At 38.3% G+C, this 25247-nt stretch carries 27 protein-coding genes; all 27 read left to right on the top strand.

Features of this window, described 5'->3' with window-relative positions; genetic code table 11:
- Positions 1 to 114 precede the first annotated feature (114 nt).
- The 27 genes from L1999_RS19900 to L1999_RS19770 all read left to right on the top strand — a co-directional run bounded on the left by L1999_RS19900 (position 115) and on the right by L1999_RS19770 (position 25196).
- Entirely contained in the window at positions 115 to 1797 is a 1683-nt protein-coding gene (locus L1999_RS19900; protein ID WP_430539981.1) for a formate--tetrahydrofolate ligase, read from the top strand.
- A 16-nt stretch (positions 1798 to 1813) separates the two neighbouring features.
- On the top strand, positions 1814 to 2323 hold the full coding sequence (locus L1999_RS19895; protein WP_235740132.1) for a hypothetical protein: 510 nt from the start codon (positions 1814 to 1816) through the stop codon (positions 2321 to 2323).
- Between the two features lie 137 nt (positions 2324 to 2460).
- Complete coding sequence (locus L1999_RS19890; protein WP_235740131.1) at positions 2461 to 3309, top strand: DegV family protein; 849 nt, start codon at positions 2461 to 2463, stop codon at positions 3307 to 3309.
- Positions 3310 to 3367: 58 nt separating this feature from the next.
- Positions 3368 to 3523 (top strand): hypothetical protein, encoded by a 156-nt coding sequence (locus L1999_RS19885; protein ID WP_180960284.1) that lies wholly within the window; start codon positions 3368 to 3370, stop codon positions 3521 to 3523.
- Between the two features lie 103 nt (positions 3524 to 3626).
- Positions 3627 to 4247 (top strand): HD domain-containing protein, encoded by a 621-nt coding sequence (locus tag L1999_RS19880; protein ID WP_235744408.1) that lies wholly within the window; start codon positions 3627 to 3629, stop codon positions 4245 to 4247.
- Entirely contained in the window at positions 4244 to 6133 is a 1890-nt protein-coding gene (locus L1999_RS19875; RefSeq protein WP_235740130.1) for an ABC-F family ATP-binding cassette domain-containing protein, read from the top strand. The genes L1999_RS19880 and L1999_RS19875 overlap by 4 nt, the downstream gene beginning before the upstream one ends.
- Positions 6134 to 6244: 111 nt before the next feature.
- Positions 6245 to 7378, top strand: a complete 1134-nt coding sequence (locus tag L1999_RS19870) for a conserved virulence factor C family protein (RefSeq protein ID WP_235744407.1) — start codon at positions 6245 to 6247, stop codon at positions 7376 to 7378.
- Between the two features lie 59 nt (positions 7379 to 7437).
- Positions 7438 to 7872, top strand: coding sequence for a BrxA/BrxB family bacilliredoxin (locus tag L1999_RS19865; protein ID WP_235740129.1), 435 nt, complete (start codon positions 7438 to 7440; stop codon positions 7870 to 7872).
- Positions 7873 to 7924: 52 nt separating this feature from the next.
- The gene (locus L1999_RS19860) at positions 7925 to 8701 is read left to right on the top strand and encodes a class I SAM-dependent methyltransferase (RefSeq protein WP_235740128.1); all 777 of its coding nucleotides are present in this window, start codon (positions 7925 to 7927) and stop codon (positions 8699 to 8701) included.
- A 105-nt stretch (positions 8702 to 8806) separates the two neighbouring features.
- Positions 8807 to 9400 (top strand): YpjP family protein, encoded by a 594-nt coding sequence (locus tag L1999_RS19855; protein ID WP_235740127.1) that lies wholly within the window; start codon positions 8807 to 8809, stop codon positions 9398 to 9400.
- Positions 9401 to 9486: 86 nt separating this feature from the next.
- Complete coding sequence (locus L1999_RS19850; protein WP_215042983.1) at positions 9487 to 10068, top strand: TerD family protein; 582 nt, start codon at positions 9487 to 9489, stop codon at positions 10066 to 10068.
- A 73-nt stretch (positions 10069 to 10141) separates the two neighbouring features.
- The gene (locus L1999_RS19845) at positions 10142 to 10918 is read left to right on the top strand and encodes a TerC family protein (protein WP_235740126.1); all 777 of its coding nucleotides are present in this window, start codon (positions 10142 to 10144) and stop codon (positions 10916 to 10918) included.
- A gap of 76 nt (positions 10919 to 10994) precedes the next feature.
- Positions 10995 to 12182, top strand: a complete 1188-nt coding sequence (locus tag L1999_RS19840) for an HpcH/HpaI aldolase/citrate lyase family protein (protein WP_235740125.1) — start codon at positions 10995 to 10997, stop codon at positions 12180 to 12182.
- On the top strand, positions 12133 to 13482 hold the full coding sequence (locus L1999_RS19835) for a phosphoribosyltransferase family protein (protein WP_235740124.1): 1350 nt from the start codon (positions 12133 to 12135) through the stop codon (positions 13480 to 13482). The genes L1999_RS19840 and L1999_RS19835 overlap by 50 nt, the downstream gene beginning before the upstream one ends.
- Positions 13483 to 13487: 5 nt before the next feature.
- On the top strand, positions 13488 to 14609 hold the full coding sequence (locus L1999_RS19830) for a cysteine protease StiP family protein (protein ID WP_235740123.1): 1122 nt from the start codon (positions 13488 to 13490) through the stop codon (positions 14607 to 14609).
- Positions 14606 to 15430, top strand: coding sequence for an HAD family hydrolase (locus L1999_RS19825; protein ID WP_235740122.1), 825 nt, complete (start codon positions 14606 to 14608; stop codon positions 15428 to 15430). Before L1999_RS19830 ends, L1999_RS19825 begins: the two co-directional genes overlap by 4 nt.
- A 442-nt stretch (positions 15431 to 15872) precedes the next feature.
- Entirely contained in the window at positions 15873 to 17510 is a 1638-nt protein-coding gene (locus L1999_RS19820) for a YceG family protein (protein ID WP_235740121.1), read from the top strand.
- Between the two features lie 3 nt (positions 17511 to 17513).
- The gene (locus L1999_RS19815; RefSeq protein WP_235740120.1) at positions 17514 to 18617 is read left to right on the top strand and encodes a toxic anion resistance protein; all 1104 of its coding nucleotides are present in this window, start codon (positions 17514 to 17516) and stop codon (positions 18615 to 18617) included.
- Positions 18618 to 18650: 33 nt separating this feature from the next.
- On the top strand, positions 18651 to 19262 hold the full coding sequence (locus tag L1999_RS19810) for a TerD family protein (protein WP_235740119.1): 612 nt from the start codon (positions 18651 to 18653) through the stop codon (positions 19260 to 19262).
- Positions 19263 to 19356: 94 nt separating this feature from the next.
- Positions 19357 to 19935, top strand: coding sequence for a TerD family protein (locus L1999_RS19805; RefSeq protein WP_235740118.1), 579 nt, complete (start codon positions 19357 to 19359; stop codon positions 19933 to 19935).
- A 91-nt stretch (positions 19936 to 20026) separates the two neighbouring features.
- Positions 20027 to 20821 carry a thymidylate synthase gene (locus L1999_RS19800; RefSeq protein WP_235740117.1) on the top strand — a complete coding sequence of 265 codons (795 nt, stop codon included), beginning with the start codon at positions 20027 to 20029 and terminating at the stop codon, positions 20819 to 20821.
- Entirely contained in the window at positions 20818 to 21306 is a 489-nt protein-coding gene (locus L1999_RS19795) for a dihydrofolate reductase (protein WP_235740116.1), read from the top strand. The genes L1999_RS19800 and L1999_RS19795 overlap by 4 nt, the downstream gene beginning before the upstream one ends.
- 230 nt (positions 21307 to 21536) lie before the next feature.
- Entirely contained in the window at positions 21537 to 21731 is a 195-nt protein-coding gene (locus L1999_RS19790) for a twin-arginine translocase TatA/TatE family subunit (RefSeq protein ID WP_215042961.1), read from the top strand.
- A 152-nt stretch (positions 21732 to 21883) separates the two neighbouring features.
- Entirely contained in the window at positions 21884 to 22636 is a 753-nt protein-coding gene (gene tatC, locus L1999_RS19785; protein ID WP_235740115.1) for a twin-arginine translocase subunit TatC, read from the top strand.
- 441 nt (positions 22637 to 23077) lie between these two features.
- A complete protein-coding gene (gene sipW, locus L1999_RS19780) occupies positions 23078 to 23641 on the top strand; it encodes a signal peptidase I SipW (RefSeq protein WP_430539980.1) in 564 nt (187 codons plus the stop codon).
- A gap of 93 nt (positions 23642 to 23734) precedes the next feature.
- The gene (locus L1999_RS19775; protein WP_235740114.1) at positions 23735 to 24283 is read left to right on the top strand and encodes a TasA family protein; all 549 of its coding nucleotides are present in this window, start codon (positions 23735 to 23737) and stop codon (positions 24281 to 24283) included.
- Between the two features lie 67 nt (positions 24284 to 24350).
- Positions 24351 to 25196 (top strand): hypothetical protein, encoded by an 846-nt coding sequence (locus L1999_RS19770; protein ID WP_235740113.1) that lies wholly within the window; start codon positions 24351 to 24353, stop codon positions 25194 to 25196.
- The last annotated feature ends 51 nt before the right edge of the window (positions 25197 to 25247 follow it).

Below are 25247 nucleotides of genomic sequence, written 5' to 3'. Positions count from 1 at the left end.
AATTCAGGAAAGGTACTAATTTCGATATAATAATCATCGGAATTAAAAAACCTTTTTTGATACAATGGAAACGCAATGAAAAATACATGCTTAATGCGGGGGATATACGTGACGATGAAATCTTCAGTGAAGTCAGACATTGAAATTGCACAAGCATCCAAAATGAAACCGATTGTCGAGATTGGAGAGAAAGTTGGTCTGGCAGAAAATGATTTAGAGCTTTACGGGAAATTTAAAGCGAAAATTTCCAATGAGGCACTAAATAAAATCCAAACAAATAAAGAAGGCAAGATTATACTTGTGACATCCATTAATCCAACTCCGGCTGGTGAAGGGAAATCTACTGTTACAGTTGGTCTTGGTGATGCCTTTACTAGACTTGGTAAAAAGGTAATGATTGCAATGCGTGAGCCTTCGCTTGGACCAACGATGGGAATAAAAGGCGGGGCAACTGGCGGCGGTTATTCTCAAGTTCTTCCGATGGAGGACATTAATCTCCATTTTACTGGAGACATTCACGCCATTACAACAGCAAACAATGCTCTGGCTGCATTAATCGATAACCATCTGCAGCAAGGCAATCAGTTGAATATAGATCAGCGCAGAATAGTTTGGAAACGGGCATTGGACTTAAATGATCGAGCCTTAAGAAAAGTGATTATTGGACTTGGCGGACCGCTTCAGGGAGTTCCCCGCGAAGATGGTTTCGATATTACAGTTGCCTCTGAAATTATGGCCGTCCTATGTTTAGCAACGGACTTAAAGGATTTAAAATTACGACTATCGCGAATGGTTGTTGCCTATAATGTTAATAAAGAACCTATTACAGTAGGGGATCTAGCTGTTGAAGGGGCATTAGCTTTATTGTTAAAAGACGCTGTTAAACCTAATCTTGTCCAAACCATTGAGCATACACCAGCGCTTATTCACGGTGGACCGTTCGCCAATATCGCACATGGCTGCAATAGTGTCATTGCCACAAAAGCAGCACAAAAGTTAGCAGATTATGTTATCACCGAAGGCGGCTTTGGGGCCGATTTAGGAGCAGAGAAATTTTTACATATTAAATCAAGAAGTGCCGGAATTAAACCTGAAGCGGTTGTGGTAGTAGCAACGATTCGTGCTTTGAAAATGCATGGTGGTGTAGAAAAAAAGGATTTGGCAAGTGAGAATATCCCAGCTCTTTCGCGCGGCTTTGAAAATTTACAGAAACACATCGAAACAATCAAAAGTTTTGGTCTTCCGCTCGTGGTTGCCATCAATAAATTTATTACGGATACAAGTTTAGAGGTTCAAGCATTGCTTGACTGGTGTGAACGGAAAAATGTGCCTTGTGCCTTAGCAGAAGTATGGGAAAAAGGCGGCGAAGGCGGTGTTGAATTAGCACAAACACTCTTAAAAGTCATGGAAAAAGAGGAAAATCATTTTCACCCGCTATATGAACTCTCTGATTCAATGGAACAAAAAATTAGAACCATTGTCAAAACTGTTTACGGTGGGAAGGACGTAGAATTTTTACCAAAAGCGAAAAAACAATTAGTTGATTTTGAAAGATTCGGCTGGTCTCATTTACCAGTTTGCATGGCTAAGTCACAATATTCACTTTCGGATGATCCTTCTAAGCTTGGCAGGCCAACCGACTTTATTGTAACAATACGGGAACTAAAGCCGTCTATCGGAGCAGGCTTTATCGTGGCATTAACGGGTGATGTCATGACCATGCCGGGACTTCCTAAAAAGCCCGCAGCTTTAACGATGGATGTGGATGATCAAGGGAATGCTCTAGGGCTTTTTTAAAGGAGTTGACAACGCAATGTTTGACCCAACAGCCTTTGACAATATGAAAGTAGTGATAGAAGGGGCCCTGTATGATCGAGACATAGATGGCGACATTATCATTACTGACCGAAATGATGTCATCAATTTAGCCAAAATGTCCCGCCTCTTTGATTTATCCTTTCGATTACAGGATGGGATAAGTATCGCTAAAGTGGAATTAAATTCGCCATTGATCAATCTAGCAGCCGAGCTTTTGCCATCGGTTCAAACCGAACAACTCGCTGGATGCTATGTGAGACTAGAATTTTTACTTGAACAGGAAAAAGCTCCTGATTATGTTTTACTAAAAAACGTCCTTCTCGATATATGGGGAGAATCTCGAGACATATCACTTGTTAGTCAAAATCACCCTTTAGACGGAGACAAAAAAAGTATAACCATTCTTATCGTGGAATTCGGACGGCTGATTACCGAGGACCATATGGAAGATTTAGTTGAGATGATTGACTTTATGATTACCACCCTCGTGCAGTTTGATAATTAGAGAATTCATTATAAAAATAACCAGCAAAACGCAGCTGGTTATTTTTATTGTTATAATATTTACAATATTCAATTTAAAATGTACAGTTAAGGTAATGTGATATTATGACCTCATACTAATCATAAGGGGAGATGACTTTGGTTAAGACTGCATGGGTAACCGATAGTACAGCCTATTTAGATGATGAGTTACGAAACCATCCAGATTTATATACGATCCCTTTAACCGTACTACTGGATGGGGTAGAATATTCTGATGGAGTAGACTTAACCCCAAACGAGTTATTTGACCGATTAAAGGAATTAAAAAGCCCGCCGTTAACCTCACAGCCATCGATTGGTTCTTTTCAATCCTTATATGAAAAATTATCAAAAGAATATGATCAAATTGTAACCATTCTCGTTTCAGGAAAGCTTAGCGGAACGGTCTCCTCGAGTAAGCAGGCCGCCTCCCTTGTCGATATTCCGGTAACTATTTTTGATTCGCACATCCTTACTTATCCAATGTCTGTATTAATCAAAAAGGGGATGGAACTCGTAGAGACTGGACATCGTATTGACTCGATGATAGAAAAACTTGAACACCTGCGTGACACATGCGAGACTTATGTACTTGTAGGAAGTTTAGAGCAGCTGCATCGAGGCGGGAGAATGACCGGACTGCAATTTTTTCTAGGAAGCATGCTTCATGTTAAACCGATTATTTCATTTGAAGCTGGTGCACTCCGCGTGAAAGAAAAAGTTAGAGGAGAGAAAAAGGCGAAAGAAAAAATTTTTGATTATTTTCGATTTGCCTATGAGCAAAACCAGTTTAAAGAGGTATACCTATTGTATGGATTACATGACGAACAAGCCAAAGCTTGGCAGCTTGAACTTCAGTCGGATTATCCTAAAGTTAAGATTCTTAGCTGTCCATTAGGTGCTGTCATTGGCGTTCATGCTGGCGAAAACACCCTTGGAATTAGTTGGTTTAATGGATTAAAATAACGACACCCCAAATTGTACATACTAAGATAGTCAGTCATCATGAGTAGGGGGTGTTCACGTGAGTAAGCAAGGAAGACAAAATGCCAATCAGACAAGAGAACAAATTGAAAAGCAGGATATTAGCAATGATGTTGAATTAGGCAGTGAGTTTCAAATTGGCAACAATAAATCACAAAGTCAGAAAAAAAGCGGCCGTCAGGCAAACAAAAAATAACCCTGAAACATCGGGGTTATTTTTTGTTTGCCATTCATGTTAAAATAACAAAGGTGAAGGCAGGTGCTTGATAGTGAAGGTCTTATTAATTGAACAAGCGGAAATGTTTGTCCGTAATGAACTGGGTGAAGATGCTACTGGACATGATTGGTATCATGTCGACCGTGTCCGGCGTAATGCCTTACATATCTGCAAGCATGAAAAAACAGGAGACCCGTTTATTATTGAATTGGCTGCGCTCCTCCATGATATTCCTGACGAAAAATTAAACACAACAATCGAACAGGGCAGAGCTAAACTGGATTCCTTTTTAAATAAAATAATGATTACCGATGAAGCCAAAGGTCACATCGAGGAAATCATCCACTCCATTTCATATAAAGGAGGCCAGAAAACGAAGCTTAAAACAATGGAAGCAAAAATAGTACAAGATGCTGACCGTTTAGATGCCATTGGGGCGATTGGGATTGCAAGAGCATTCGCTTATGGAGGTAAAAAAGGGCAGTCCATCTATGACCCGGAAGTTCAAGTAAGGGCAGAAATGACCCTAGAAGAGTATCGAAAAGGAAAATCAACTAGTATTCATCATTTTTATGAAAAATTATTGAAATTAAAGGATTTATTAAATACAGATACAGCAAGAAAAATGGCAGAGAAGCGTCAGCAAATGATGCTTAACTTTTTAGAACAATTTTATCAAGAATGGGATGGACAAGATTTATGAAGATGTTCACAGTAGAAAATGTTTCAAAAACATATGGTGAGAAACAGCTCTTTGACCATATTACTTTTACAATTAGTGAAAAGGAGCGCGTCGGATTAATTGGCATAAATGGTACGGGTAAGTCCTCCTTATTAAAGATCATTGCAGGATTAGATGCACCTGACGATGGAAAAATTGTCTCTCCAAAAGATTATTCCATCTCATTTTTAGACCAGCAGCCCGAATTAGATTCAGATAAAACAGTGCTGGAACAGGTTTTCCGAGGCGATGCACCGATCCTAAAATTGATGCGCGGATACGAACAGACTCTATTAAAATTGAATAGTTCGCCAAATGAGCCAAAGGTACAAGAAGAGCTATTTCAATTACAAAGGCAAATGGATGCATTAGATGCCTGGGATGCCAGCACAAATGCTAAGTCCATTTTAATGAAATTAGGGATTGAGGATTTTACGAAGAAAATTGGTGAACTTTCCGGGGGACAAAAAAAACGGGTCGCTCTTGCGCAAGTATTAATTGCTGAGCCGGATTTATTAATACTTGATGAACCGACTAACCATTTGGATTTTGATTCTGTTAAATGGCTGGAAGATTACTTAAGCAGGTATAATGGTTCGATCTTGCTTGTTACGCATGACCGATACTTTTTAGACCGGGTTGCCAACCGAATGTTTGAATTAGATGGCGGCAATCTCTACAGTTATAAAGGAAACTATGCTTCCTTTTTGGAAGCTAAAGCGATTCGTGAGGAAAACGAAGCAGCAACCTATGAAAAAAATAAAAACCTATTTCGCAGAGAGCTGGAATGGATCAGACGTGGTGCTAAGGCGAGATCAACAAAACAAAAAGCTAGAATTCAACGTTTTGAAGTACTCGATGATAAGCTTTCAAGCGGAAAGCCGTCGGGCGAAAAATTGGATATATCATTAAATGGAAGCCGTCTTGGCAAGCAGGTTTTTGAGTTAAAGGATGCATCGAAACGCTATGAGCAAAAAGTCATTTTAAATCATTTTGATTTATTGGTAAAGCCGGGAGACCGGATTGGAATCATCGGTAAAAACGGTGCCGGGAAATCGACCTTATTAAATATATTAGCGCAGAAGCTGCCGCTGGATGAGGGTGATTTTATCATTGGGCAAACGGTGAAGCTCAGCTATTATACCCAGGAAAGCGAGGATATGGATGAAAATAAGCGGATGATTGAATATATTAAAGAGACAGCTGAGGTCGTAGAGACTTCGGATGGTAAGACCCTTTCCGCTGCACAAATGCTTGAACGTTTTCTTTTTCCTCCCTTTACTCATGGTACACCGATTCGGAAATTATCCGGTGGAGAAAAACGGCGTCTTTACCTTTTAAAGCTATTAATGATGGCACCTAATGTCCTTTTGCTGGACGAGCCTACTAATGACTTAGATACACAAACCCTAACGGTCCTAGAGGATTATCTCGAAGATTTCCCAGGTGTTGTGATTACTGTCTCCCATGATCGCTATTTTCTTGACAAAGTGGCAGAACAGCTGCTCGTTCTTCGTGGAGAAGGGAAAATCGACTCGTTCTATGGTAATTACAGCGAATATCTTGAAAAAGAAAATGATCTTCAAGGACAGAAAACAGCAACCAAGCCAATTTCTACCTCTAAAGCTCAAGAAAAAGAAAAAAAGAAACGGTTAACGTTTAAGGAGAAAAAAGAATGGGAAGAAATTGACGAGGTGATTGCCAATACGGAGGCAAAACTCGAAGAAGTGGGCGCTGAAATGGCTAAGACAGGCAGTGATTTCACAAAAGCACAAGAATTAATGAAACAAGAAAAAGAATTAAACGAAAAGCTTGAGTATTTAATTGAACGCTGGTCCTATTTAGCCGAAATAGCCGAACAAGAGTAGGAGGGTACGTCTTGATGACGTCCTCCTTTTTTATGAAAGCAAATCGAATGAATAGAATATTGACATTATGTTAAACTTGTAAAAAGATAATAGAGGAAATAGGTGATTGTATTGAATATAAAGGCGATTGAACCAACGCCAAGTCCAAATACAATGAAAATCATATTAGATCAAGAACTTCCAATGGGCAAAAGTCATAATTATAAAAAAGAAACATTTACAGACGCACCCCTTATTATTCAAGCTATCTTACAAATTGAGGGGATTAAAGGGGTCTACCATGTTGCTGATTTTCTCGCAGTCGAGCGTAATGCCAAATATGATTGGAAGGATTTATTACCTCAAGTCCGCCAGGCGTTTGGTGAAAAAACAGAGGAGACTGCTAATTTAAACAAGCTAGATGAGCATTTTGGAGAAATTAAGGTAGAAATTCAAATGTTTAAAGACATTCCTCTTCAAGTTAAATTGACTGATAGTTCCACGGAACGAAGGTTTGGAATGCCAGATTATTTTTTACAAGCAAGGGAACGGGCGCAGCTGCCTGAAGATAATTACATCCTTTTGCGTAAATGGCAAAATCAAGGCGTCCGCTATGGGGATTTTGATCAGATTGGTCAAGAGATAGTTGAGGAACTGATTGCCGCCTATCCAAAAAATCGATTAGAAGCACTTGTTTCCAAAGCGCAAAATGCCGATACACCAATTACTTTCAAAGCAATGCAAACCCGTAGTAAAGTAACGATTGAGGATTTAAACAATCCTGACTGGCAGTTACGCTATCAGCTGCTAGAACAAATGGATGACCCTGAGCTCGATGATTTACCTATGCTAAAAAAAGCATTACAAGATGAGAAGCCCTCCATACGAAGACTAGCGACTGTATATCTTGGTATGATCAAGGAGCGGGAAGTTCTGCCGCTACTCTATACTGCATTAAAAGATAAAACTGTAACCGTGCGCAGAACAGCAGGTGATTGCTTATCCGATTTAGGCTTTCCAGAGGCAGCTGAGGAAATGGCAAAAGCATTGACGGATAAAAGCAAGCTTGTGCGTTGGAGGGCAGCCATGTTTCTCTATGAAGCTGGAGATGAAAATTCCCTTCCCGCCCTTAAAAAAGCCGAAAATGACCCTGAATTTGAAGTCAGCTTGCAAATCAAAATGGCGATTGAAAGAATTGAAGGCGGAGAAGAAGCGAAAGGCTCTGTCTGGAAACAGATGACGGAAGCACGAAATTCTGACCAGTAATTTTGTAAATTAGTCATGATTATAGTATTCTATAAGGAGAAGAAATGGAGTGAATGCAGATGTCAAATGCTTACGAAGAATATATGAAACAAATGGTATTACCTATGCGGGAAGAGTTAACGAGAGCAGGTTTTGATGAACTAAAAACAGCGGAAGAAGTCGAAGATTTTATAGAAAAAACAACCGGTACAACACTGGTTGTCGTCAATTCCGTATGCGGATGTGCCGCTGGCTTAGCACGGCCTGCAGCAACCCAAGCTGTGTTAAATAGCGAGAAAAAACCAGGTCATTTAGTTACCGTGTTTGCTGGACAAGATAAAGAAGCGACCGCTAAAATGCGTGAGTACTTTGAAGGAATCGAACCTTCATCACCATCAATGGCATTACTAAAAGATAAACAGGTGGTACATTTTATTCCTAGACATGATATTGAAGGCATGCCGATGGAAGCGGTCATGCAAAACCTATTGGGCGCATTTGAAGCTCATTGCTAAACGGGATGTCAGTAGACATCCTTTTTTTTATTTTGGAGGAAGAGAGGTTAATATGTTTATAACAACAGCAGGGAGAACAACCCCAGGGATGATAAAGCACGCACTAGAACTTGCGGAGTATTTGCAGGTTCCTTATCTTCCGCGAAATAAGAAATCATTAAAGCTTATTCAACAACAGGCTGAAAGCGGCTGTATTGTGGTGGGGAAAGAACGATTAGAGCTTTTTAAGCTAAAAAGTGTTCAGCCATTTTTCTTTCATCCTAATTCAGCGATGTTTCGGATTAAGCGGTTGATAAATGGAGAAAGTGACCCATTTGCCAATGCGGCAAAACTAGCAAGAGGCATGACGGTACTTGACTGTACCCTTGGTATCGCTTCAGATGCAATTGTTGCAAGCTTCCTCGTCGGCAAGGAAGGGAAGGTAACCGGTATAGAGGGTCAGAAATATTTGGCTTTCATGGTTCAAAAGGGACTCGAGACCTGGGACTCTGGTCTTCCCTACATGAATAAGGCCATGAAACGGGTTCATGTTCTCCATAAGGAAGCTTCCGAATATTTAAAAAGCCAAGCTGATTCATCTGTTGATTGTGTCTATTTTGATCCCATGTTTGAAGAAACGATCCTTGAATCGGATGGGATTAAAGCTTTAGGCCAACTAGCTATTCATGATGATTTGACGGATGAGCTGATGAACGAAGCGATCAGAGTAGCGAAATTAAGAGTGGTATTAAAAGACCATTACAAGAGTGTTCGCTTTGAAAAATATGGATTTGAAGTGATGCGCCGAAAAACCGCAAAGTTTCACTTTGGTGTGATCGAAAAAAACTGAAAGCTCTTTCTTTCAGTTTTTTTCCATTTTACCCAAAAAAGAAGTATAATTATTTTTAAGGAACTTAACTTCAGAAATCTTTTAATATAAAGGTGTGAACCGAAAATGAACAAGTGGCTGCGTAAATCACTTTTTGTTACCATATCCATTTTAACATTTGGTCTGGTAACTCCATCACAACTAATCAATCAAGCGAATGCAGAAAAAATTAACGATAGGGACGTTTTCGAAACCCAAGCTCAGGATCGAAGTATTGTCCAAGCAAATAGTTATGTAATAGAAACAGAGTTTAATAGAGAAGAATTTATGCAGGAACTAATTAAACAGGCAGAAATGCAATCCTATCAAAAATTTGGGACTAGAATAAAGCCTGTCATCGAAAATGAGTTCCGAGAAGTAATTTTACCGAATATTGAAAAGGCAATGGAACAAACAGCTTCACAATTTCCAGAGGATGATGTCAAGAATCTTTCGATTACTGAGCAGCCGGGCGCTGGCCTTTCTGAAAAAATTTTTAATATAAAAGATAGTGTTTCTGGGAAAGATATTATTCGTTTCCATGTAAGACGCGATAATCCTCCGCAAGCAGGATACTGGTTTAATTTTCATTATCATACCTATCATGATCAATTTCATTCACATCATGAACTAGGTTCGATTTATTGGGATAAAAATACTCCGCCAAAATGGATGAGTTAGTCCTTAGTAAATTTTTTTATAATAAATGAAACCTTTTTAAGAGAAACTCGTAAATAGAGTATTACCAAAATTGGAGGAATGTAAAAATGGCAGTTAGTTTATCAAAGGGGCAAAAGGTTGATTTAACAAAAACAAATCCTGGTTTAACTAGCGTTGTGGTTGGATTAGGATGGGACACGAATAAATATGATGGCGGAAATGATTTTGATTTGGATTCTTCCGTATTCCTTTTAGGAGAGAATGGGAAAGTAACAAATGAAACAGATTTTATTTTCTATAATAATCGTGAAGGCGCAGGCGGTGCAGTTGTACATACCGGAGATAACCGGACAGGCGATGGCGATGGCGATGATGAACAAGTGAAAATTAATCTTACTGCTGTTCCTGCGAACATTCAAAGGATCGCTTTTACCATTACTATTCATGATGCTGACAGTAGAAATCAAAACTTTGGTCAGGTTAGCAATTCCTATGCCCGTATCTTTAATGAAACCACAGGAGAAGAATTAATTAGATATGATTTAGGGGAAGATTTTTCGATTGAAACAGCTATTGTGGTAGGAGAAATATACCGTCACAACGGTGAATGGAAATTTAGTGCGATTGGCAGCGGATATCAAGGCGGATTAGCCGCGTTAGCAACAGACTTTGGCTTGTCCATCGGCTAATAGTTGAAAAAAAGACCCAGTTGGCTGGGTCTTTTTAAAAAATTAGGTTTACTATCTAGGGGGAATTCTTTTAATGTCAGTTTTACAACATATATTAGATACATACTCACAGTTTTTTAACTGGGAAATGTGGGGAGAGGTGTTAACAAATCCCGTCAGCTGGGGATTAATTGGTACACTAGTTATTTTAGAAGGTTTGCTTTCTGCTGATAATGCCTTAGTTTTAGCGGTTATGGTAAAACATCTTCCACCTGAAAAACGGAAGAAAGCACTGTTTTATGGTTTATTAGGGGCCTATGCCTTCCGGTTTATAGCAATCGGCATTGGGGTATTTTTAATCAAGCTTTGGTGGGTAAAAATATTAGGTGCAGGGTACCTCGCATGGTTATCGATTAAGTACTTTATCGATAAACGAAAAGGTTCTGATGAAGAAGAGAACGATGAGCAAGGTATGAATCAAAAAGGCCTGTTAATTCGCTTATTCGGAACATTCTGGGGAACTGTGGCTGCAGTTGAATTGATGGATATAGCCTTTTCTGTTGACAGTGTATTAGCGGCTTTTGGTGTTAGTGAAGAGGTTTGGGTTTTATTAATTGGCGGTATGCTTGGCGTACTAATGATGCGGGGAGTAGCAGGTGTTTTCTTAACATTAATTGACCGTGTGCCAGAACTTGAAACAACGGCTTATATATTAATTCTAATCATAGCGATCAAAATGCTTCTTGCAGTGGTTCATATTGAAATGGGACATATTACCTTCTTTATTATCTTATTACTAACCTTTGGGGCTACCTTTATCGTTCACTATAACAATAAGAAAAAGCAAGGAAGCAAGGAAAATAATTCATAATGATTGTCAAAGGGTGGGGAGCTGACGAAAGTCTGTTTCCCTCTCTTTTTTACCATTCACGGAGGAGAAAATGGTTATGGAATTTTTTACATACTTTTACGAAGAGGAAATTGAACGGTTTTTTTTTCGTAGACCTGGGGCAATTACAAAATATACAAACCGTGATTTGTTGTCCTATGGTTTAGGAGCAACACTCTATATGCCAGCTACCCGGCCAAATATTCATCAGGAAATTCTTTCTAATAAACATGAAGGATTAACCTCGCTTGTCATTGATTTGGAAGATGCAATTGGCGATAATGAAGTTGAACGAGCAGAAAATTTACTAGTTCGGGAATTATTAAAGTTACATGCTGAATGTAATAAAGGGTTTTTAAAGGTTGAGGATTTACCGCTCATGTTTATTCGGATTCGCCAGTTCGATCAATTGAAACAGCTCAAGGATCAGTTAGGAGATGCATTGAACCTTCTGACAGGCGTGGTAATTCCTAAATTCAGTGCCGAAAATGGCAGGGACATTTTGGAAATGGTTCGTACCATTCATACCGAGAGTCAGCCTTTTTATGTAATGCCCATTCTTGAATCAGCTAGTGTGATTCAAAAGGAGACAAGAATGGATGAATTATTGAAGATCAAGCACTTGCTTGATCAATATAGGGATTATATTCTGAATGTTCGGATAGGGGCGACTGATTTCTGTGGTTTATATGGTATTCGCAGGAATATGGATACGACAGTTTATGATATTGCTGTTTTAAGAGATTGCATTTCTGATATTATTAATGTCTTTCAACGATTTGATAGTCCATATGTAGTTTCTGGACCTGTCTGGGAATATTTTTCTGCGAAAAAAAGAATGTTAAAGCCCCAGTTAAGGCAAACACCGTTTCGTGAACGATATGGAGAGGAAGGCCTCAAATGGAGGGCCAAATTAATAGATGAAAATATGGATGGCCTTATCCGTGAAATCTTGATGGATATTAGTAATGGGTTAACAGGAAAAACTATCATTCATCCATCACATATAAAGGTTGTTCAGGCACTTAATGTCGTTTCCTATGAAGAATATATTGATGCTAGCAATATCATAAAAGCTTTCGATGAAAATAATGGGGTTATGAAAAGTGAATTTGCTAATAAGATGAACGAAGTTAAACCTCATTATTTTTGGGCGCAAAAAATAGTATTAAAATCACAGGTTTATGGGGTGTTACATGAAGAATTCACAAGTATTGACCTTATCAGAAAAGAGGTATACGTTTAACATCCTCGATTCAATAAAAGTAGAAATAAATAGTCTTGAAAATCCATATCATATTCCAATAGACGAACTCTTTACCATGGCAGCCAGAATCAATAAGAAGCGCTCGTTTTTATTTATTAGTAAGGTGCTTGGCAAACATTTACCGATTGAACCCAATAAGGGCCTGCTGATAGCGGCTCTGCTTGGTGCGAGATATTTAGAAGTGGTTAAGGGAATAAAGTGCCGGGAAAAAGATAGACTGCTATCTTTATTCATTAAGGGTGGCACTTTTCATAGCAGTCCCTTTATTGCAGAAAAGCACAAACCGGTCATCATTGGTTTTGCGGAAACGGCAACTGCCCTTGGTCATGCTTTTTTTGATTGTTTTGAAGGAGCTGAGTTTTTTCATACAACCAGAGAGGAGATAAGCGGGGAAAGGCCTGTGATTACGTTTGAGGAGGAACACTCCCACGCAACATCCCATCGCTGTTATATTCCATTAGAAATGATTGATCACCAGCGCGAGGTCATTCTTGTTGATGATGAAATAACGACCGGTAACACAGCCTTAAATATTATCAAATCCATTCATGAAAATTTTCCGAGACCTGTTTATACGGTAGTAAGTATTTTAGATTGGCGTTCCCAAGAATACAAGGAAAAGTTTTTAAGGGTGGAACAAGAATTAGGAATTAAAATAAATGTGGTCAGCTTACTTTCTGGTCATGTCAAGATTTATCAATTAAAAGAGTTAGAGGATCGTTCAAATAGGGCTGGTATATTCAGAAGAGCAGGCTCTATTGAAGTAATGGACCTTGGTTCTTATTTTACATCTTCCCCTTTTTCTTCTAGAGACCAACTGAATGGACTTCCTTATCTAAACGAAACAGGGCGTTTTGGTTTAAAAAGCATAGAAAATTTTCTTGTTCATCAAAGAATTTCTAAGGCTTCCGAATTCTTAAGGCAAAAAAGAAACGGGGTTCGAACTCTATGCCTAGGAACCGGAGAATTCATGTATTTGCCAATGAGACTCGCTGCAGAGATGGGCAGCGGTGTTTATTATCAATCTACAACTAGAAGTCCAATTTATATTAAGGATGAGGAGGGATATGGGGCAAAATTCGGGGTCAACTTTCCAAATCCCGAGAACGAGATTATCCCAAATTTTGTTTATAATATCCCTCCGAATCATTATGATGAATTATTTCTATTTTTTGAAAGGGAAGTTTCTAAAGAGAAGCTTGAGCCGATGATTGAAGAATTAGGAGAATTGGCTTTTAAAACCATTAAAATTGTCTTTTTTTCAGGAAGGCAGAGGTGATTAGGATGCAAAAAATACTCAGCAAACCTGCCAAAATCGGAACCTATCATGTGGATGATGTTCTATTTTTGTTAAAAGATTTAAGTGACATAGTTTTAGAGGATACGGTGGTAAACAGGGAAACAAAGATCCAATCAGGAGGTCATTATAGCGAGTCACTGCCCATAGAATACCAGCCTCCTGAAGAGTATGTAAAGGTTTTCTGGAACACCTTACAACGATATAAACAAAAAGTAGCCTTGTGTGTTGGGATAGTTTCAGAGCAAATCTATCAATTAAAAGGGTCAAATACCATTCTCGTTTCGCTTGCCCGGGCTGGTACCCCGGTTGGAATTTTAATTAAGCGATACCTAAAGTTAAAATACGGGATCAGCTTACCACACTATAGCATTTCAATCATCCGTGATAAGGGAATTGATGAAAATGCCCTTCTTTACATTCAACAAGAACATCCAAATGGGGAAATTCAATTCGTAGACGGCTGGACAGGGAAAGGGGCTATTTCATTAGAATTAACAAATGCCTGTAGGGAATATAGAGAAAAATATGGCTTCAAGCTTGATGATACACTTGCCGTTATTGCCGATCCTGGCTGCTGCACCACCCTTTTTGGTACAAGAGAGGACTTCCTAATTCCGAGTGCTTGTTTAAATTCTACCGTATCGGGGCTAGTCAGCAGGACGGTATTAAATGATGCATTCATTGGTAAGGATGATTTTCACGGGGCTAAATTTTATCAAAATCTAATTGCAGAAGATGTTTCTAACCAGTTTATCCAACTAATATCCGATGAATTTTCTGCCATTGGCCAGGAAGCGGAAGAAACAGCTGCCAAGCTTTTGTCTAGGGTAATCGAAACAGGGTTTTTAGGGATGGAAGATGTGAAAAAAATACAGGCTGAATTCTCAATCGAGAATACCCACCATATTAAACCCGGAGTTGGAGAAACAACGAGGGTTCTACTTCGCAGAGTACCATGGAAAATATTAGTCCGTGAACCTTCTAGTCCGTTTGTCAAACATATCCTAATGCTTGCAGAAGAAAAGGGAGTGGAAGTCCAGGCCTATCCAGATATGAAGTATTTGTGCTGTGGTCTAATCAAAAAGGTCAAAGGGTTGCAAAGATGATTTTCGCATCTGACCTCGACCGAACATTAATCTATTCAAAACGGGCACTTGATGAGTTTGGAGTACCTGAAGGTTTGGTACTAGTATCTGTGGAACAAAAGGATGGAGAATCGGTTGCTTTTATGACAGAAACCTCCTATATCCAATTAAAGGAGCTAGCAAATCAAAGTTTATTTGTACCAGTCACAACAAGGACAACGGAGCAATTTAAACGATTTGTTATTTTTGAACAAGATATTAGCATTAAATATGCGATTACTTCAAATGGGGCCAATATTCTCCATCAAGGGACTCTGATGGAGGACTGGTCAAGCCAAATCCTAAATCGTGTCAAACTAGAGTCTGTTTCACAAACTGAACTGCTTTCCACATTGCACAGGGAAGGTGTCAGTTTAGACGGGAGAAGGAAACAGGCTGAGGGATGGTTTTTCTATTTTTTATTAAACTGCCTTCCGTCAAATATTGAAAGAAAATTGATTGAGGATTTGGCTGCCAAATCTGGTTGGAGGATTTCGTTGCAAGGAAGAAAACTTTACTTTATCCCTCAAGCCATTAGTAAAGGAAACGCACTTGATTATATTTGTAAACTAGAAGGTGAAAATTCGGTTGCTGGAGCAGGCGATTCCCTCCTTGATTGGGATTTTCTAAAGAATTGTCAGTACCAATTTGTCCCAAACCATGGGGAACTTGCCAGAAAACTTGCGCATGTTTCCGGTGGAGGTACCTCGATTCTTACAACAAACAGCGGTGTTAAAGCAGGAGAAGAGATTATTCAACATATCCATCAGTTAATCCACACTAATCCTATTTTTTTATCGTAATTTTACTAATAACAAAATAGTAGAGGCAGCCAAAAAAACTGTAGCTTACAAGAAAAAACAAAATGGCCATAGTTAATGACGGGATGACTGGAGATAAGAACATTGTAAAGATAAAGCTGAAGACAAATAAATCTAAATAGATAAATAGGTCTGAAACCATCACTTCCATTAAAGTGTCTAATTCATTAGATACCTGGTCTAGTCTCGGTCGTTTATATAAAAATCTCACTTGAGTCACCTACTTAGTATGAGTACTCCATTAATATGTAGGGACATGTGAAAACGTGAAAAAGGAGGATTAGAGCTGAAAATGAAACAAATTTAGCTCTCTTTCGTATAAACAAATGAACCAATGAAATAACTGTGATATGATGAAATGGAAACCTTACATAATTTTCTAAACGACAACACCAGCTTCGCTTCTAGAGGGAAGGGATTATGAATGTATCCAACATTAAATCAGTTAAACGTCCAGACTGTATCCCTTTCATTTGAAAATTGGCAGGGCATGCTGAAGAAAACACTGCCAGAACGGCCGAATTATTCAATGGAAAATGGAACGATACAAATTGGACAAGTAATTGGAAAGTTTTTGGGTTTACCCATAGACACGGATGAATATTATAACCAGCTGTATGATTATGTTCATGATCATACATGGAACCTTGGACTATTAAGTGAGGACTCGCTGGATAAAACCATAGATAATACTCACTTTCAAGCCATTCAAAGGGTCATTAATATTAATAATGAACAAAAGCTTTCTATTAACCGTTTCACTGCCTTTCTGGATGGTGAACAGCTTTTGTTAAAATCAAACGTGCCGGTTATTCACCGAAAACTAAGAGAAGCAATGATTGTCACCCTTGAATTATTTGCAAACCGTGAAACAAATGGGTTAAAGAATCATGAACTCAGGAGGGTTCTCGTCGACCTTGTGAAATGGTCGTTGAACCATTTACAACCTTTGTTAGAGCAGGCTGACCCGCAAAGGGCAATGCCCAAATTCTTGTGGTATGGGGATTATAAAAAGAGTCATCAATATTTTTTATATTATTTAATCAAGCTTGGCTGTGACCTCGTTATCTTTCATCCGGAAGGCCACGATATATTATCAGGTCTTATCACGGAAGAAATTTTCACCTATCATTTTCCTAATCAACAGCCAGCAGAGCCTTTTCCTAAGGAAAGGCGCAGCAGGAAAACAACCGTGGCTTACCGTGCATCTAAAGAGATTGAGTCTATTCTCAATCAAGAGGGATCCGGTCTTTATAAGCCCTGGCAGTTACGGGATTACACTCCTTCTTCTATTACGTTAAAAACGACATATGACGAGCTGTTTATCCTTGCGAAAGAAATAGCGATGATTCGACCGGACTTTGAGGTAAGGAACGGTGAAGTGAAGATCCCCTCGATATTTGCTAAAGTTCAAGGGGTCAGTAAAAACCGTAAAGAATATTGGGATCGACTTCAAGCTCTTAGTCAATTAGAACATAGTATGCTGATTAAAAGGCTGCCTTTTACGGTTCCAAGTACTAGTGATTTTCGCTACCACTATCGAAATGCTCTTGATAAAGATGGTTTGCTGAGTGCGGACAAGGTGATGCAATCACATTATTGGCCCTATTCGTTCTTAGCTTCAGGTCTGCAAAAAGGGATCGCCTATGCCATTAGAAAAATCTGTGAAACACCAGGTTTAAAACAGCTGACAGCGGAATCTAGCGAAGAAGTAAAAATATATCTGTTTACACAGGCGATGTTTATGCCCAAGAATATCATTCAGTTAATGGAGAGATTTGATTATTCCCAAGCTGTCCCTAAATTAATTATATACAATAACGAAACGACAGGAATGATATCAAGGTCTGATGCAGCGCTTCTCTTGCTTCTAAATCAATTTGGGATTGATCTCATTTTGTACAATCCTCCAGGCCATAATGATATCGAAAGCTATGTCGATGAACGATTATTTGATAAGCACTGGCTAGATGAAGTGGTGTTTGACTTGGAGTTTAAGGAACCATCGCTTTTTAAAAAAGGGCTTTTTCAAGGAATCTTAAAAAATTTAAGGGGAGATTAAACAGTGAATTTATCACCAAATCCATCAAACGGTTTAACACCTGCAACGGCTGATGATGTTCTAACCGAAACAAAAGTAACAGATATTAAACTAGCTTTACGCAAAGAACCTGAAATTCAAAATTTGGCTCGTACGATTGATGAACGTGACCAAATTCAAATATTAGAATTTGGGAAAGAGCCAGCTGTGCAAATATCTCGATTTTCAGATCAAATTTTAAGCAATATGCGGACAACAAAAGTAGAAGATTCCGGTGAACTATTAAAACATCTTGGCCGAATAATGGATAAATTTGATGCCAAAGATTTTCAAAAGACGTCTGGGGGACTATTCGGAAAGCTTTTTAAAAAAGGCGAAAAAATGGTTGAAAAGCTGTTTGGCAAGTATCAGACAATGGGTTCAGAAATAGACAAAGTGTATGTGGAAATCTCTAAATATCAGCATGAAATGGTCGATGCGACCAACATGCTAGAACAAATGTATGAACAAAATTATCAATATTATTTAACCTTGGAAAAATATATTGTTGCCGGTGAATTAAAGGCTGAGGAGATGAAGAACAACACCCTTCCACAGCTTGAGGCCCGTGTTGCCCAAGGGGATCAGCTTGCTTCTATGCAGTTAGATTCGTTAAAAAATGCGATCGAACTCTTAGAGCAGCGAATTTATGATCTTGAAATGGCTAAGATGGTGTCGCTTCAAACTGCACCACAGATTCGCTTATTGCAAAGAGGGAATACCAAGCTTATTGGAAAAATTAACTCTGCCTTTGTGACGACGATTCCTATTTTTAAAAATGGTTTAATACAAGCTGTGGCCGCAAAACGGCAAAAGCTTGTAGCCGATTCGATGAGCGAGCTTGACCGAAGGACCAATGAGATGCTGTTAAGAAACGCACAGAATATCTCTCAGCAAAGTACCGATATCGCCAGACTTGCTGGTGGTCCGAGCATTAAAATCGAGACGATTGAAGAATCCTGGAATATTATCATCAAAGGGATGCAGGAAACAAGAGCGATTGAAGAGGAGAATAAACGCCTTCGTTTAGAAGGGACGAAACGTTTAGAGCAGCTGCAAGAGAACTTCAAAAATATGAAACAATCCTAAATTCTATACAAATATGTTAATGGAGTGATTGAAATGGCGATTAATTTACAAAAAGGTCAACGAGTTGATTTAACAAAAGGAAATCCGGGCTTAACTAAGATCCTAGTAGGCTTAGGCTGGGATCCCGTTCAAAGCGGCGGTGGCAAGTTGTTCGGCGGCTTATTCGGAGGCGGCAGTGCTGGTGCTAATGTTGACTGTGATGCGTCTGTCATTATGCTTGGGGCAAATGACAAATTACAACACAATAAAGATGTTATTTATTTCGGAAACTTAAGAAGTAATGATGGAAGTGTCCAGCACTCGGGGGATAACTTAACCGGAGACGGTGACGGTGATGACGAACAAATTGTGATTGATCTAAGCCGTGTCCCATCAAACATTCAAAAACTCGTCTTTGTTGTTAATATTTATGATTGTATAAAAAGAAAACAGCACTTTGGAATGATTCAAAATGCGTTTATTCGAATTGTAAATCCTACCACAAACCAAGAGCTGCTTCACTACAATTTAACAGATAATTATAGTGGACTTACCTGCCTTGTCACAGGTGAAATTTATCGCCATGGCAATGAGTGGAAGTTTGCAGCGATTGGCAGCGGAACGAATGCCGCAAGCTTAAGTGAGGTTGTTCGTTCTTATAGTTAACAAGAATCAGGATTGACTCGAATGAAATGCAGCTAATTAATGTTAAAAAAATTCATTCCTTTTTATTTGAAAAGCTTGGCTTGAGGTGATTTATTTGGGTATTAACTTATCAAAAGGACAAAGAATTGACCTGACAAAAACAAATCCTGGTTTAACAAAGGTTATTGTCGGCCTTGGCTGGGATACAAACCGGTATCATGGTGGTAACGACTTTGATTTGGATGCCTCTGCATTTCTTACGGATGCTAACAGTAGAGTCCTTCAGGAAAGTGATTTTATTTTTTATAATCAATTGATGCACCCTTCAGGAGCGGTGGAGCATACAGGTGATAACCGCACTGGTGAAGGGGAGGGCGATGATGAGCAAATCAAAATAGATTTCAGCAAAGTTCCTTCTCATATTCAGCGTATTGCGATTACGGTCACCATCCATGAGGCTGAAGCAAGAAATCAGAACTTTGGTCAGGTTGCTAATGCCTTTGTCCGCCTGATGGATGAGGACACTGGTAGTGAGGTCCTGAGATTTGACCTTGGAGAGGACTTTTCGGTTGAGACAGCCGTGGTTTTTTGCGAGCTTTATCGCCATAATGGAGATTGGAAATTCAATGCAGTTGGTAGTGGTTTCGCAGGCGGCTTAGCGGCCCTTTGTCGGAATTTCGGTTTGGAAGTTTAGTTTATGTTCAATTGGGAGCTGCCATCATGATTGGCAGCTTTTTTTTATCATGATACAATGGAGAAATATGAATGACAGGGAGTGTCTTTAGTTGAAACAATATCTGCAATTATGCGAGCATGTCCTTAAAAATGGTCATATAAAAGGCGACCGTACCGGGACTGGGACAATCAGTACTTTTGGCTATCAAATGAGATTTAACTTAGAGGAAGGATTCCCGCTCTTAACGACAAAAAAACTTCATCTTAAATCTATTATTTATGAATTGCTATGGTTTTTAAAAGGAGACACGAACGTGCGCTACCTGCAAGAGAACGGGGTGCGGATCTGGAATGAGTGGGCTGATGAAAATGGTGAGTTAGGGCCCGTCTATGGTCATCAATGGCGCTCTTGGACAGGGGCTGATGGGAGAACCGTTGACCAAATCAGTGAATTAATCGAGCAAATTAAAACCAATCCAAATTCACGAAGATTGCTTGTCAATGCTTGGAATGTAGCTGAAATTGATAATATGGCTCTGCCGCCTTGTCATTGTATGTTCCAATTCTACGTGGCAGATGGAAAGCTCTCCTGTCAGTTATACCAGCGTTCAGCAGATGTATTCCTTGGTGTACCGTTTAATATTGCTTCTTATGCACTATTAACGCTAATGGTTGCGCAGGTCTGTGACTTAAAGCCAGGAGAATTTATTCATACATTTGGAGATGTCCATATCTATCAAAACCATCTGGAGCAGGTGAAACTGCAAATGGAAAGAGAGCCCCGTCCATTACCTATTCTTAAGATTAATCCAAATGTAAAGGACATCTATTCTTTTGAATTTGAAGACTTTACTTTAGAGGGTTACGACCCGCATCCGCATATTAAAGGAGCGGTCAGTGTATGATTTCATTTATTGTCGCTCTGGATCAAAAAAATGCCATTGGTAAAGATAATCAACTCCCTTGGCATTTACCGGAAGATTTAAAGTTTTTTAAGAGAACCACAATGGGACATCCGATTGCTATGGGGAGAAAAACACATGAATCGATTGGCCGCGTCCTGCCAGGCAGGGAAAATATCATCATAACCAGGCAGCCTCATTATCAATGTGAAGGCTGTACCGTTTTTTCCTCCATTGATGAGTTTGTGGCGTATAGCCAAAAGCAAAACAACGAAATTTTTGTCATTGGCGGAGCTGAAATTTTTCGAGAGACGTTATCATTTGCAAATAGACTATACATTACCTATATTGACGAAACCTTTGCAGGAGATACCTTTTTTCCTTCATTCAATCAAGAGGATTGGGTCCTTACATCGGTTGAAAAAGGGATTAAAAATGAAGAGAATCCTTACGATTATGAATTTAGAATATATGATAGAAAAATTTAGGAATAATAAAAAGCATTAACAGTTTGAAGATTGACTTAACCGATTGTAATTGTTAAATTGTCTATAGTGATTTACAATTAATTTGTGAACGGTAAATGTCACTTTAATCGAATTTTAATCGGATTTTGTGAAATAACTATGAATTATTGAAGATAATTACCTCAAAAGTATATTTCAATACTATAATCATAGTAGAAATATAAAACATCATTTGAAGGGGATGTAAATCCATGTTTTCTAATATCGGAGTACCCGGATTAATTTTGATTTTAACGCTCGCATTAATTATTTTTGGACCAAAGAAACTCCCTGAAATCGGTAAAGCCTTTGGACAAACATTAAAGGAATTTAAAAAATCTACTCGTGAACTAACTGATGATGTAATGGAAGATCTTAACGAAGAAAAGAAAAATTTGACTAAATAAGGTGTAAGATTCTATCTTGCACCTTTTTCTTCTCGAAATTTAATCCTATATGGATGCGTGAAAACGTGTTAATCTTTTAAGTGAAATTATTATTTACTGTCTGGAGATTTAACGCATGACATTTTAACCTTTGAAATTGGCAGGGGAAGTACATGGAAGATAAAGAATTAAATTTGGTTGATCATTTAGAGGAACTTCGCAAACGAATAATCATATCGGCTTTGGCATTTATCGTCTTTTTTATTGTTGGCTTTATCTATGTTGACGATATTTATAAATGGTTTGTGGGAAGTACGAAACTTCTCGTACTTGGACCAAGTGATATTATGTGGATTTATTTCATGCTCGCCGGTGTTGTAGCTGTAGCTGGTACGATTCCAGTTTTAGCCCTACAAATTTGGTTGTTTGTTAGGCCGGCACTTAGACCAAATGAACGAAAAATAACCGTTACTTATGTTCCAGCACTGTTTATATTATTTGTTTTGGGGCTTTCATTTGGGTATTTTGTTATTTTCCCAATGGTGCTCAACTTTTTGGTGAACATTGGTCAAGATATGTTTGTTACAAACTTTACTGCTGAGAGGTATTTTAGCTTTATCTTAAATATGACACTTCCATTTGGAGTTTTGTTTGAATTACCAGTTGTAGTTATGTTTTTAACCTCTCTAGGAATTATTAATCCCTTTGTGTTAGCAAAAATCCGTAAGTATGCCTATTTTGTTTTAATTATTATTGCAGTTGTTATTACACCTCCGGATTTTATGTCTGATTTTGTCGTAACTATACCCTTGTTACTTCTTTATGAGGTGAGCATTAATTTATCAAAATTCGTTTATCGAAAAAAATTAAAACAACTGCAAAATGAAGACCATGAGGAAGAAAAAGAAGAAGTTGTAAAAGCATAATAGTTAGGAAAAAGACATGGAGGCTAATTTGCCTCTAGTTGTTAACCAAAAGAAGACCGGGCTGTTGCCCGGTCTTCTTTTGGTTCTATTTTTTAAAAATATAAACAATATTATTACGTTTGTTATATTAGTAAACTAATTTATGTTTATAAATGTAAATAATCATTTTTCTAAACTCATTATTTTTTTATTTAAATTATGGGAAAATGCTGGTTTAAATGTATTTTTTATAGTTTGGTTTTAAAAAAATATAATTTTTTGAAATAAAAAAAGTAATCTTGAGATAACAAGAGATAATGTTGAAATAACTCAGCAATTTGCTCTTAATCAGGAGAAAATGCCTATTTTTGGGATTTTATAAGAGTCTGCAATTCAAATATACTATGATTATAAAGTTCGTTAAAAAGAACGTTTTCGATGAAAATAAAGAAGGTGTTTGAATTGGGAAAAACAAAAAAATGGCTTGGTAAAATGGTTTCTTTTTTAATCTATGGAATATTGATTTTTATGGTTATTACATCAATTTCCTCCAAACTTACGGGGGGAAAACCGATATTTTTGGGTCATGAGATGTTAACCGTCTTATCTGGATCAATGGAGCCGGATATCAAAACTGGTTCTATTATTTCAGTTACTCCTGTTTTAAATACTAAAGAATTAAAGAAGGGTGACATCATTACATTTAAAGCGGCAGATGCTCCTAATTTATTGATTACCCACCGAATTATTGAAATCCAAAAAGCAGGTGACCGTCTCCAATATATAACGAAAGGAGATAACAACGATGGAAGAGATTCACTTCCGGTTCAAACAGAAAATATTGTCGCACGATACGATCATTTCACGGTACCTTTTATCGGATATCTATTATCTTTTGTTAAATCAAAGCTGGGAGCTGTTCTGATGCTGATTGTTCCTGGTGTCATTATGATCATTTGGTCATTCTTCTCCATCTGGAAAAGTATTAAGAGGATGGATACGAAAATAGAAACACCAGCAAGTTAAAGACATGCCGATGGTTGATGCTTCTTTAAGAACTAAAGAAGTTCAATATAAATTAAAAAATGGTTAGCGACCAGGGGATAAGGAGGAATTTAAGTGAGCATTAGACAGAAAATCGGAGGAGCAATTTTGACCACAGCACTTGGTGCAGCATTAATAGGTGGAGGAACATTTGCACTGTTTAGCTCTACAACAGAAAACACAAGTAATACCTTTACAGCAGGAACACTAAGTATCAATGATGTGACGGGTGGTGCTGTATTTAAAGATAATGTAAATATTGGGAACCTCGCACCTGGAGATCATGATACGAAAGTATTAACAATTAAAAACACCGGAAATTTGGATGCTTGGGTAAAAATAGACTCCTTAATAACTAATGCAGATCATATTGCAAACAACGGTATTGGCGACTTATTTGAAGGGGATAAGGGCGTTCAATTTACTTTTGATTCAGCAGCTATCCTTATCCCTGCAGGTAAGAGTCATTCATTTAACGTTGATTTTGAATTCCCTGCATCGGCAGGAAATGAATACCAAGGAAAAACAGGGAATGTAACGTTGCGTGTTAAAGCGGTTCAAGCTAGAAATAATACAGAATACGATTCTGACAATAATCAAATTGGTCCTGTCAGTTGGCAGTGACAAACCACTTTGGAGTGTTAATGGTTTTCTGACATTTTGAACTTTTTAACAGGAGAGGATCAATAAAATGAACAAAAATAGAAAACTCATGGCTTACTCATTATCCGGTTTATTAGGTCTAGGTTTAACCGTTGGCGGTGCCTCATTTGCCTTATTTTCAAGCACTTCATCGAATTCTAATAACCAATTTACTGCGGGCACATTAAAAATAACATCCAACCGAGATGATGTTCCAACGACAGGCCCCATGTTTTACACGAATATGACTACGGACGCACCAGGTATCAATCCTACAGGAGCTTGGGCTCCAGGAGATAAGCAAACCCGCGGGCTTTTTCTAAAGAATGAGGGGAATCTAAGAGCAAAGCTTAAGACTGTCTCAATTACCAATGGAGAAGGGAGCAATATAGAAGAAAATCTTAAATTTACTCAAGAGGCAAAGGTGATTATTTGGCAGGTGAAGTGGTTTAACTCAGTAGGTTTAAATGGAAAACTAACTAATCTGAACGCGACACAAATGGATAAAATTATGAAGTTCCTTAATGATGGATATAAGCAATGGTCAGCTGAAAATCCAGGAGCGGACCCAACCCAGGATCCGAATTGGAAGAGACAATTGTTACAAGCTGAAAATCTAATCCTATTCCAGCACATAAATGACATTATCGGTACAACTGGTTCCACAGTTACCGATGAACTTGTTAAAGTAACTGACCTTTATGGAGCTAATTTATCTGATTTACTTAATACTGCAGATGTAAGCAGTTTGGGTATTATTGCGGAACCTGATAAAGCGCAATTGCTCGCTTTTACAGTGGAATTACCATTGGATGCGGATAATTCCTATCAGGGCATCTCTGCAAATCTTACTTTTAAAACCTATTGGGAGCAGGTTCGGACAATTAACTGTTAATGAGCAACAAGTTTAATAGAAATAGATATAGCTCATTAAAAACTTTTAGGG

The organism is Neobacillus drentensis, from assembly GCF_021560175.1.
GTDB lineage: Bacteria > Bacillota > Bacilli > Bacillales > Cytobacillaceae > Neobacillus > Neobacillus drentensis_A.
Note: the sequence above shows the minus strand (reverse complement) of the source record. Positions and strands in the feature narration are given on the sequence as shown.